Annotated in this window: 7 protein-coding genes, 1 rRNA gene and 1 pseudogene; 4 read left to right on the top strand and 5 right to left on the bottom strand. The window is 39.1% G+C overall.

The genetic code is table 11. From position 1 onward, the window contains the following. From QMA12_RS21545 to rhlB, 3 genes are all read right to left on the bottom strand, one after another. Positions 1 to 204 (bottom strand): 16S ribosomal RNA (locus QMA12_RS21545); the annotation flags it as partial. A gap of 544 nt (positions 205 to 748) precedes the next feature. Beyond that, positions 749 to 2,242 (bottom strand): guanosine-5'-triphosphate,3'-diphosphate diphosphatase, encoded by a 1,494-nt coding sequence (gene gppA / locus QMA12_RS21540; protein WP_290211443.1) that lies wholly within the window; start codon positions 2,240 to 2,242, stop codon positions 749 to 751. Between the two features lie 47 nt (positions 2,243 to 2,289). Continuing rightward, complete coding sequence (gene rhlB, locus QMA12_RS21535; protein WP_087531196.1) at positions 2,290 to 3,567, bottom strand: ATP-dependent RNA helicase RhlB; 1,278 nt, start codon at positions 3,565 to 3,567, stop codon at positions 2,290 to 2,292. A 90-nt stretch (positions 3,568 to 3,657) separates the two neighbouring features. On the opposite strand from rhlB, the gene trxA reads away from it, so the two are divergent. Continuing rightward, a complete protein-coding gene (gene trxA / locus QMA12_RS21530) occupies positions 3,658 to 3,984 on the top strand; it encodes a thioredoxin TrxA (protein ID WP_058561197.1) in 327 nt (108 codons plus the stop codon). Positions 3,985 to 4,164: 180 nt separating this feature from the next. After that, entirely contained in the window at positions 4,165 to 5,424 is a 1,260-nt protein-coding gene (gene rho / locus QMA12_RS21525) for a transcription termination factor Rho (RefSeq protein ID WP_087531197.1), read from the top strand. Positions 5,425 to 5,449: 25 nt separating this feature from the next. On the opposite strand, the gene QMA12_RS21520 is transcribed toward rho, so the two are convergent. Continuing rightward, positions 5,450 to 8,284 carry a tetratricopeptide repeat protein gene (locus QMA12_RS21520; RefSeq protein ID WP_290211442.1) on the bottom strand — a complete coding sequence of 945 codons (2,835 nt, stop codon included), beginning with the start codon at positions 8,282 to 8,284 and terminating at the stop codon, positions 5,450 to 5,452. A gap of 128 nt (positions 8,285 to 8,412) precedes the next feature. On the opposite strand from QMA12_RS21520, the gene QMA12_RS21515 reads away from it, so the two are divergent. Beyond that, positions 8,413 to 9,006, top strand: a complete 594-nt coding sequence (locus QMA12_RS21515; protein ID WP_290211441.1) for a DNA-J related domain-containing protein — start codon at positions 8,413 to 8,415, stop codon at positions 9,004 to 9,006. Here the strand turns inward: QMA12_RS21515 and dbpA are convergent. Continuing rightward, positions 9,003 to 10,391, bottom strand: coding sequence for an ATP-dependent RNA helicase DbpA (gene dbpA / locus QMA12_RS21510; protein WP_290211440.1), 1,389 nt, complete (start codon positions 10,389 to 10,391; stop codon positions 9,003 to 9,005). The genes QMA12_RS21515 and dbpA overlap by 4 nt on opposite strands. A 195-nt stretch (positions 10,392 to 10,586) precedes the next feature. Here dbpA and QMA12_RS21505 point away from each other — a divergent pair. Continuing rightward, a pseudogene (locus QMA12_RS21505) lies at positions 10,587 to 11,363 on the top strand (TonB-dependent receptor plug domain-containing protein); the annotation flags it as partial. Between the last annotated feature and the right edge of the window lie 125 nt (positions 11,364 to 11,488).

Here is an 11,488-nt window from a genome sequence, read left to right as displayed (position 1 = left end):
AGCCCCCTTTGGTCCGTAGACATCATGCGGTATTAGCAGTCGTTTCCAACTGTTGTCCCCCACCTAAAGGCATGTTCCCAAGCATTACTCACCCGTCCGCCGCTCGTCAGCAAAGTAGCAAGCTACTTTCTGTTACCGCTCGACTTGCATGTGTTAGGCCTGCCGCCAGCGTTCAATCTGAGCCATGATCAAACTCTTCAATTAAAAGTTTTTATGTTCCGAAGAACAGCTCAATGAATTCTGAATTTATTTAATATCTTTCGATATTGAATTGACTGTGCTGAATAATTACTAAAAGTAACTATTCTGTTGGTCACTCAGTTTCAATTGAGACTCTAAATTTTTTGCCTTACTTAGCTATCTAAAAGAAAGTTAAGCTCAGCTGTTAGAACTCAATCTGTACGAGTGCCCACACAGATGATTGCTTTATGTTGTTAAAGAACGTTGCGATTAAAGCGCTTTGCTTTATCTCGCTAGGGCTGCGCATGTTACGCTTTCCTATTTTTTTGTCAACACTTAATTTTAAACTTTATTAAAAATCTAAACCTAAGTTTTACTCGACTTACTAAGTAACTTGCTTGCCTCGCTAAGCGTTGCCTGCTCTGCCGTCTCAGTGGGGTCGCATTATAGGGAGATCCAAAAACAGATCAAGCATTTTTTTCGATCTTTATAAAAAAAAGGACTGTTTGAACACTTTTAAAACAAAGTGCGGTATTTTGCTACAAAAAAAGGCTCTAACGAGCCTTTTTCACCTAACTAAAAATTTCCATCCTGCTTTTGCTTGTTGTTTAGACTCAAGCTGAAGCTCACTTGCCATTAATGGATGTGCATTTAGCCAGTCACCTTCTAATGAAAGTACTAACACTTCATTATTAACAGATAACTGTAATTTTGGTAATACATCATCTTGACGGCGCATTGATAAAATCACAGAGATCCTGATCAACCTTGTTAAATACTGTGCGAGCTTTTGATGACAACCTAAATGTTGAAACATACCTTTTTGCAAATCAGCGCGATGGGCATTTGCTGCAGCAACAATTAATTTATGCTCTGATTGTGAAAAACCCGGCATATCGGTGTTTTCTAAAATATAAGCGGTATGGTTTTGGTACTGCTTATATTCAATGAGTAAGCCTATCTCATGTAAATGGGCAATCGCTTTCAATAATGCAAAACCGTTTGGCGCTAGCTCAGGCCATGGCTGACTCACTTGAAGTGCTAACTGATAACTTAACTCAGCAACACGATTCGCTTGTTTTTGATCCACATGATAACGACTCATAAATGCATCGATTGTGCGCTTACGAATATCGTGGTTATGGAACTCAGGGATCATGCTATATAAAACACCTTCTCGCAGTGCTCCACCAGCTAGACCCATTTTTTCAATTTCAAGTGATTCAAATAATGCTATTAAAATTGCAAGCCCTGAAACAAAAACTAATCTTCTCTCTTCACTTAATCCTGGTAAGTCCAGCTCAGCAATCGTGCTAAAGGAAGTTGATTGATTTTTTATTTCAAGTAACTTATCAAGACTTAGTGTTTCATCTAGTGATTGCGCAACCATAATTTCTTGGATTGCTTGAACAGTACCTGACGCACCAGAAGCTACTTCCCAACCAGCTATTTTATAACTTGGGGCTATTTCATCAATTACGACTCTGGCAGCTTTTATCGCTGCATCAAAGTTGGTCTCGCTTAATTTGCCATCTTTGAAATAACGCTCGAGATAAGTTACGCAACCCATATTAAGGCTTTTATAGTGAAGGGCATCAAACCCTTTTCCTATTACAACTTCAGTACTTGCACCTCCTATATCAATAACTAATTGGCGGCCACTACAAGACGAAGTGTGTGCTACCCCTTTATATATAGTACGCGCTTCGAGCTCACCACTGATAACATTTACCTTGTGAGCAAGAATTTGTTCTGCTTTTTGTTTAAATACATCAGCATTGGTTGCCAATCTTAATGTAGCGGTTGCCACAATGGTAATATTGGCTTTAGGAATATCTTGTAAGCGTTCAGCAAAAAGTGCTAGGCACTCCCATCCTCTTTGCATTGCTTCAGTACTTAATTCGTTATTTTCATCAAGCCCTGCTGCTAATCTTACTTTGCGTTTAACGCGGCCTATGGTTTGTAAGCCGCCAGCAATTGATTTGGCAATTAACATATGAAAGCTATTTGAGCCCAAATCAATTACTGCATAAACATTTTTTTGCGGTTTAAGTTGCCCCACCGTTCAAAAACCTCTAGTTACTAATACGACTATACAACAGTCGTAAATTACGACCTTGCTTTTTGGTAGCTATTGTTTGGTCTACGTCCGTTGTTATTACTACGATTACGAGGGCCTGTCGAATAGTTGCGCTTTCTATGAATAGTAGGCTTAGTTACATCATCAAGCAATGCACTTTTATCATAATGTGATAAAGGTATGCTGTGTTCGATGTATTCTTCTATTTCATGAAGATTATAAGCATATTGCTCACAGGCAAAGCTTATTGCATGACCTGAAGCACCTGCACGGCCTGTTCGACCAATACGATGAACGTAGTCTTCACAATCATCTGGTAAATCAAAATTAAATACATGACTTACTTCAGGGATATGTAAACCACGAGCGGCAACATCTGTCGCAACTAAGAAGTCTAAATCACCTTTAGTAAATTGCGCTAAAATAGATTGACGTTTTTTCTGATTTACATCACCGGTTAGCATACCAACTCGATGACCATCGGCTTTTAACCATGCATAAACTGTTTCACAACTATGTTTAGTATTCGCAAAAACAATGGCTTTATCTGGCCACTCTTCTTCAATTAAAGTCAGTAAAAGTTTAATTTTATCATCTTGTGACGGATGAAAAAGCTCTTCTTGAATGCGTTTGCCGGTTTTTACATCTGGCTCAACTTGAACGTGCTCTGGATTAGTCATATGTTCGAAGGCTAATTCTTGTACGCGGTATGATAGCGTTGCAGAGAACAGTAAGTTGAGTCGCTCAGAAGTATCAGGCATACGACGGAACATATAACGAATATCTTTTATAAAACCTAGATCAAACATACGATCGGCTTCATCAAGCACTACAACTTCAATTTCATTAAGGGTATAGCAGCCTTGCTTATACAAATCGATAAGGCGGCCTGTAGTACCAATTAAAATATCTACGCCTTTTTCTAGTTGCGCACGTTGTTTTTCATAATCTTCGCCACCATATACTAAACCTAAGTTAAGATTACAGTGTGGCGCTAAAATTTTGGCATCTTTGTGGATCTGAATCGCAAGCTCCCGAGTTGGGGCCATGATCAGGGCTCTTGGATGTTTACTAGGTGCTTTGCTAGATTGTAATAACCGATGGCATGTGGCAGTTAAAAACGCCAACGTTTTACCTGTACCTGTTTGTGCTTGACCCGCAATATCGCGGCCATCACAAATAAAAGGTAGGCATTTAGCTTGAATGGGAGTGCAGTATTCAAACCCATTTTCGGTTAAACCGGTAACCACTTCCGGTGCGATAGCAAAGTCTGAAAACTTTTTATCGGTCAAATGTGTCTTAGTCATAGCGTTTAAGCATAACGTTTAAACTTGCAATAAGAAACAAGAGTGTTTAAATACGCATTAAATAATTCGCCTAACTTATCGGAGAGCGCAATGAGCGAGAAAATTATTCAATTAACTGACGATGGCTTTGAAGCTGACGTATTACAATCAGACAAGCCTGTATTAGTTGATTTTTGGGCAGAATGGTGCGGACCTTGTAAAATGATCGCCCCTATTCTTAATGAAGTAGCAGATGAGTTTGATGGCCGCGTTGTTATCGGTAAACTAAACATCGATCAAAATGCCGGCACACCACCAAAGTTTGGTATTCGTGGTATTCCAACGTTACTTCTTTTTAAAGATGGCCAAGTTGCAGCAACTAAAGTTGGTGCGCTTTCTAAAACTCAATTAGTTGAATTTTTAGAAAACAATATCTAGTACATATTAAAAAAGGGGCATTTTGCCCTTTTTTTGCGTTTATTTTGTATAAAGACTGGACGCTGGGCCAGTGAACTGCTAGTTTATAAAGCCAACTAATCCTTAGTTTACCAACAAACCTCTCTCACTAATCAATGTCGATTATATGAGTATGATAACTGTAATAAAGAACCCACCAATATGCATTTACGCGAATTAAAAGACAAGTCGATCAAAGAACTTGTAGACTTAGCTGAGTCCATGGGGCTCGAAAACGTAGCCCGCTTAAGAAAGCAAGATATAATTTTTGCTATCCTTAAGGCCCACGCCAAAAGTGGAGAAAACATTTTTGGCGGCGGTGTATTAGAAATCTTACAGGATGGCTTTGGTTTCTTAAGATCATCAGAAGCGTCTTACTTAGCCGGCCCCGATGACATTTATGTATCACCTAGCCAAATTCGTCGTTTTAGCATGCGTACTGGTGACTCAATAATGGGTCTTATACGTCCGCCTAAAGACGGTGAACGTTACTTCGCTCTACTAAAAGTAAACGAAGTAAACTTTGATAGACCAGAAAACTCTCGTACTAAAATCCTTTTTGAAAACCTCACTCCACTGCATGCTAACGAACGTTTACGTATGGAACGTGGTAACGGTAGCACCGAAGATATTACTGCGCGAGTTCTTGATTTAGCATCTCCTATTGGCCGTGGCCAACGTGGTTTATTAGTAGCACCGCCAAAAGCGGGTAAAACAATGCTACTGCAAAACATTGCTCAATCAATTACCCATAACCACCCTGACGCTACATTGATGGTTTTACTTATCGATGAACGCCCGGAAGAAGTTACTGAGATGCAACGTCTTGTAAAAGGCGAAGTTATTGCATCAACATTTGATGAACCAGCGAGTCGTCACGTTCAGGTAGCTGAAATGGTCATCGAAAAAGCAAAACGTTTAGTTGAGCACAAGAAAGATGTCATTATCTTACTTGATTCAATCACTCGTTTAGCACGTGCTTATAACACTGTAATTCCTTCTTCTGGTAAAGTACTTACCGGTGGTGTTGATGCTAACGCATTACATAAACCAAAACGCTTCTTCGGTGCGGCACGGAATGTTGAAGAAGGTGGTAGTTTAACCATTATCGCAACGGCACTTATCGATACCGGCTCAAAGATGGATGAAGTTATCTACGAGGAGTTTAAAGGTACTGGTAATATGGAATTGCACTTGAATCGTAAAATTGCTGAAAAACGTGTATTCCCTGCAATCGACTTTAACCGCTCAGGTACTCGTCGTGAAGAGCTACTCACAAAACCAGTTGAGTTACAAAAAATGTGGATTCTGCGTAAGATAGTTCATGAGATGTCTGAAATTGATGCGATGGAATTCCTAATCGATAAGTTATCGATGAGTAAAACCAATGATGAATTTTTTGATTCAATGAAACGTCAGTAGATCTTTTGATGTTAAAAAAGCCCGTTTATGCGGGCTTTTTTGTTGCTGGTTTTTGTAACTCAATGATTAGTTGAGCTACCAACACTTCTATTTGCTCAAAAGCTAGCATATCACTTTTGTGTAACAGTGCTTTATCTAGTTTTAGCGCTTGTTCAGCGACATTATCCACTGCAAAGACTTTCGCAGCACCAAGAATTCGATGGCTATCTTGCTGTAATTCGTTAAAGTCTCGCAGCTGTAAATGTGTTGCAAGTAATTGCGACTCTTGTTCAAAACTGGCAATAAAACTGCTACGTAAATCTGCCATCCCGACATCTTTAACAGTAGAGCTAACGTCATGTATCTGTGGTAAGTGCTCAGCAATAGTCTGATAAAAAATTGTTTTATCTATTGGCTTACCTAGGTAGCCGGTAAAACCACGAGCAATATAATTCTCTATCTCATGACTCATTGCATTTGCGGTCAATGCATAAATAGGGTTATTAAAACCACATTCCTTTAGTAACCCTAAGGCGCTCAAACCATCCATAATAGGCATTTGTATATCAAGTAATACAATATCTGGAAACTCACTTAAACACTTCTCTACAGCTTCTTCACCATTACTAACCGCAATGACATCTAAGCCAAGAGATACTAAATAGCGAGTGATTAAACGACGGTTATCCGGATGGTCTTCTGCAAGGAGTACTTTCCCTTGCAAAGGCCTAAGCCTGTGAGCTTGCTCATTACTTTCATTAAAATCTTCAGCAGCATACTGCTTACAAGGTAAGTTAAATGTAAACTCACTGCCTTTATATTGTTCACTTAATACGCTTATATAGCCGCCCATCATCATTGCTAACTGCTGTGAAAGCGACAATCCAAGGCCAGACCCTCCAAAACGTCGACTAATCGTATTATCACCTTGCTGAAAACATTTAAAAACCATTTTTAACTGCTCTTCGCTCATGCCAATACCCGTATCTACAATGGTAAATTGCACGCCATTGTCCGTGTTAATCACCTTGAGTATAACTTTGCCTTGCTGAGTAAATTTAATTGCATTGGTGAGCAAGTTAATCAGTATTTGCTTCACACGCATTAAATCTAGCTTTACCCAATAGCTATCATCTAACTGATTATCAAACACTAAGAATAAACCTTTTTGCGATGCTTGCGCTTGGCTCATTGTGTAAACATCATTGAGCAATTGGATTAAATCAAATTTTGTTAGGTTCAATTCAAGACGATTTGCTTCAATTTTACTAAGGTCAAGCACATCATTAATGAGATCTTTTAAATGATCACTATGTTTTTTGATGACAAAGAGCTCATCTTGTAGCTGCTGAGGCTCGTACAAGCCGTTAATTAAATCGTCTGTTTGGCCTAAAATAGCTGTTAAAGGCGTTCGTATCTCATGGCTTATATTAGCAAGAAACTGACTTTTAATTTTGTTAGCAGCTCGTAATTCTTGGGCGGCAAACTGCAATTCTTGGGTGCGCTGCTCAACTTGCTCTGATAACTGTATTTTTGCCCTTTTTTCTACAGCTCGACGATAAATTGCAATACCACACATAAGCACTAAAAACACCACAATAGCTAATAAAATAGTAAATTGAGAGCGTTTTTCGATTTGTAACTCCTGCAAGTTACGTTCTTGCTTAAGCTGTTGAATTTCTTGATTTAACCGGGTTGCCTCAGACTGAGATTGAAATACATTTAGTGCTTTGAGAATTTCCTCGCTGGTTAAACTTCGTTGATAGTCAACAAACTTCTGATGTAAACGTATTGCTTCTTTAAAATCACCTAAGCCTGCACGTAATAACGCTTCAATCCCTAGCCCATCCTTAACTCGCATTTCACTTTTGTATTCTTTAGCTAAAGAAATAGACTTTTCAAGATTCGTTTTCGCACCTATTAAATCACCTTGTACTAACTGTATTTTGGCTAGTACATGTAAGGCAGCAAGCAGTAATGATTTATTGTCAGCTTCAATTGCAAAATTCTGAGCTGATCGAGCATGATACTGAGCTGTATCTAGCTCACCTATTTTAAGGTTTAAGTTTGCTAAATTATTATGGCGAGTAGATAACTGGTAAGCATCATTAACGCTTTGGTAATAACGTAATGCAAGCTGATGATAATGGAGGGCTAGCTGATCTTGTCCAGACTCATCATAAGCAACCCCCATGTTACCATAAGCTTGTGCAACACCGTCTTTATCATCCAGTTGTTGAAATACATCTAAAACTTGTCGGTAAATATCAAGTGCTGAATCGTAGCGTGAAAGCCGAGTATATACCCCTGCAATATTGTGCAATATGTCAGCTTTATCTTGCGCACTACCACTGATTTCATATATAGCTTTCGCTTGTTGATAATACTCTAGCGCTAGCTCCATATTGTACATATCAAAATAAGCAAGTCCTATATTACTCAGTAAGTTCGCTTGCTTGATACGGTTATTAAGTTGAGTGGCTATATTCAATGCTCGGTTATACTCAATAACAGCTTGCTGAACTAAGCCCTGATAATAATAAGTCACACCTTGCATTTTTATAGCTCTAAAGTGCAGCTCAGGCTGATTGCCTAGACTAGTGTTTTGCTCTAGTAGTTTATAAAAGGAAATAGCTGCAGGGTAATCATTTTCAGTAAAAGCACGCTCAGCCATCGCGGCATAAATTGAAACTATTTGCTGCTTGGTTAGATTTTTTGTATCAAGAAGCTGGGTAGCGAGCGTTTGTTTTTTCGACCAATTATCTGCTTGCTCAAATTGCTCTAACAAAGACGTTTGAGATTGCGCAACATTAACCTTAGGGAACATGCTAAGTACAACAATAAAAGCAATAAAAAAGAGACGCTTAAACTGACCCAACATATCTGTGTCCTTGGTATTTATTTAGCAGTTAAAACAATGAGAGCACCGCTAGAAAGCCGTAAAACATTCCATTGTGCATCTAAATATAATAATGTGTTCAAGATACACTATTAACTAGAGTGCAAACAATGCTAAACCCACTGATAGACGTGATTTTTGAGTTAATTTTAACAAAACGGGTTTGGAAAGTTCATACTTTAGCGCTGGAATTAACTAATAACGGCACAATGGCGACGCTAGATGAAGACCCTCATCGGGATTTATTTAAACGTAATTTTTTAATTATGAATGCCTTATTCCAATTGCAAAAACAATTAGCACCTACTCAATATTTACAAATCGCCAGCTTACATATAGAACTTTGTGAGGCATCACAGAGCAACCCATTAAGCCAAGTGGACCCCTTAAGAGACTACTACTTAAACTGGCAAAATTATGATACTTCAATCACAGAAATTGAAGCTTTATTAGATCGGTTTTGGCAAAAATTTGACACCAAAAAAGATAATAAACAGCAGCTTGAACCGCATACCCGCAGTGCTTTACTCAAACAATGGCAATTAGCAGAAAATGCGACATTAAAAATGATACAAAAGCGCTGGAGACAGTTGGCATTTTTATATCATCCCGATAAATCTGCAGAAGATGAAGAAATATTTAAACGTATTAGAGAGGAATACGAGCAGCTTAAAGCCAGCTGCTCAGTCGTTCAAAGTAATTAGCGAGTTAGGCGGCGAGCTCTTATTTTACGCCCTTTAATATTACCTTCAGTTAATTTGCGTAGTGCTGGTTTTGCACAATTGCGCTCAACTGCAACAAATGCAACGTTATCAAGTACATTGATTTTACCCACTTGACGTCCAGCAACACCTTCCTTGCCTGTTAGTGCGCCTAAAATATCTCCGGCACGCACCTTTTGCTTTTTACCTGCATCAATCATTAGTGTAGCCATTTGCGGTTTATATGGTGGCTTTTCTAACAAGCTAAACGGTGGTAACTGCTCAGGTAAAAAATCACACTCGTAATGATCGCCAATTTGCGCGACCTTAAACTGCTCAGCATCGCCGTAAATTGAACATGCAATACCTTTTTTACCCGCACGGCCAGTACGACCAATACGGTGAACGTGCGTTTGTGGGTCATGTGCTAAGTGATAGTTAATAACCATATCCATATCATCAATATCTAAACCACGGGCAGCCACATCGGTAGCGACCAAAATAGAGGCGCTTTTATTAGCAAAGTGGATAAGTGTTCGCTCGCGTTCTCGCTGCTCTAAATCACCATGTAATGCCACTGCACTAAAGCCTTCTGCAGCTAAATCATCACATACTTGTTGTGTTTCTACTTTGGTATTACAAAACACTACACAGCTGGTTGGCTGGAACTTCAACAGTAATAATTTTAACGTATTAAAACGTTGCTTGTTATTATCCATCTTATAAAAATACTGTTTAATAGTACTTTTTTCTTGTTCATCTTCCACTTTGACCATAACAGGATTAGTCAAAACACGTTTAGCAACCGCTTCTATCGCACGTGGAAAAGTTGCACTAAATAGTAATGTTTGGCGCTGTTGTGGAATGCAATCAATAATGGCATCTAGGGTATCTTGAAAGCCCATATCAAGCATTTGATCAGCCTCATCAAGAACTAGAGTTTCAACATCATCTAACCGTAAAGTCCCCTTACGAATATGATCATCAACACGCCCTGGTGTGCCAACGATAATGTGCGCACCATGTTCAAGCGATCCTATTTGGGGCCCGATTGAAACACCACCACACAAAGTCAATATTTTAATATTGTGTATGCCGCGAGCAAGTTTACGCATTTCCACGGCAACTTGTTCGGCCAACTCTCTCGTTGGACACAACACTAAAGACTGAATACGAAAACGCTTAACATTAAGTTTCGATAGTACACCTAAACTAAACGCAGCCGTTTTACCTGAGCCTGTTTTAGCTTGTGCAATGATATCTTTCCCTTCAAGCACAGGCGGAAGACTCTGCGCCTGCACAGCCGTCATTTGGCTATAGCCTAGAGTAGATAAATTATCGACCAAACCAGAAGGTAAAGCGAGAGAAGAAAATGCAGTTGCAGTCACGATTATTTCCAAACAAAAAAGTTAACTAACAAGGATAAAAATTTACCTTGTGATTATTGCGCTAATAATAGCAGAAATAGCTAATATCGACCATTAACAACGTTTGTTATAAATTATTCAATAAAGCTATTGTAAATAAAATTTGTTTTCATTAAGATCCGTATCGTTTTTACACAACTCAGCCGGAAGCATTGAATGAAATTAAGTCCACTTTACCTTGCTCTAATTACAAGTGTTGGCGCTGTACACGCCGCAGAAAATAACGAAAATATAGAAAAAATTGAAGTTAAAGGCACTTACTTTAATGATTACAAAGTAGATAATGCATCAGGCGCAATGCGCACCTCTGCTTCATTGCTCGAAACGGCACAATCTGTCACAGTTATTACAGATACCATCGTTAACGAACAACTTGCTACCACTTTGGGTGAAGTACTTACAAATGACGCCAGCTTAACTGCAGGCTCACAGCAACGTAACCGTGAAGTATTTAACCTTCGTGGCTTTGAGCTAAGTTCAGGCACTGGTTATTTACGAGATGGCCACCAGCATTGGTCACACTACCAACAGCCAATCGAAATACTACAACAAGTTGAAGTGATCAAAGGTCCATCAAGTATTCTATATGGTCAATCAGGTCCTGGTGGTTTGGTAAACATGGTTACCAAAAAACCAACTGCGCAAACATTATTTAATGCCAGCGCTGATGTTGACCAACATGGCTCAACACGCTTCATGGTTGATGCTGGCGGCGCTTTAACTGAAGCTGAAGATTTACGAGCTCGTGGTATATTAGTAAAACAAGATGTTGAATATTGGCGTGAATATCAAAACGATGAAAACCGTGAGCGTGACCGCTTTTTAGGTGCCTTAGTTGTAGATTACGATATTGGCGACAACGCACTTGTTCGTGTTCATTATGACCGTACCGATGACAAAGCAGGCTTAGATACTGGTGCATGGATTGATGATACCAATACTTTTTATTAAGTGATCAAATTTATCCATTTTCTCGAACAGATACGCTTAACGTTATCAATATCTGAGCGAAATGTATTCCACGCCCTACTTACTTGCTCCACAATATCGTCATAACT

This window comes from Pseudoalteromonas sp. APC 3893, from assembly GCF_030408095.1.
Taxonomy (GTDB): Bacteria; Pseudomonadota; Gammaproteobacteria; order Enterobacterales; family Alteromonadaceae; genus Pseudoalteromonas.
The sequence above is the reverse complement of the archived record's forward strand: the minus strand, read 5'-3'. Positions and strand labels throughout refer to the sequence as shown.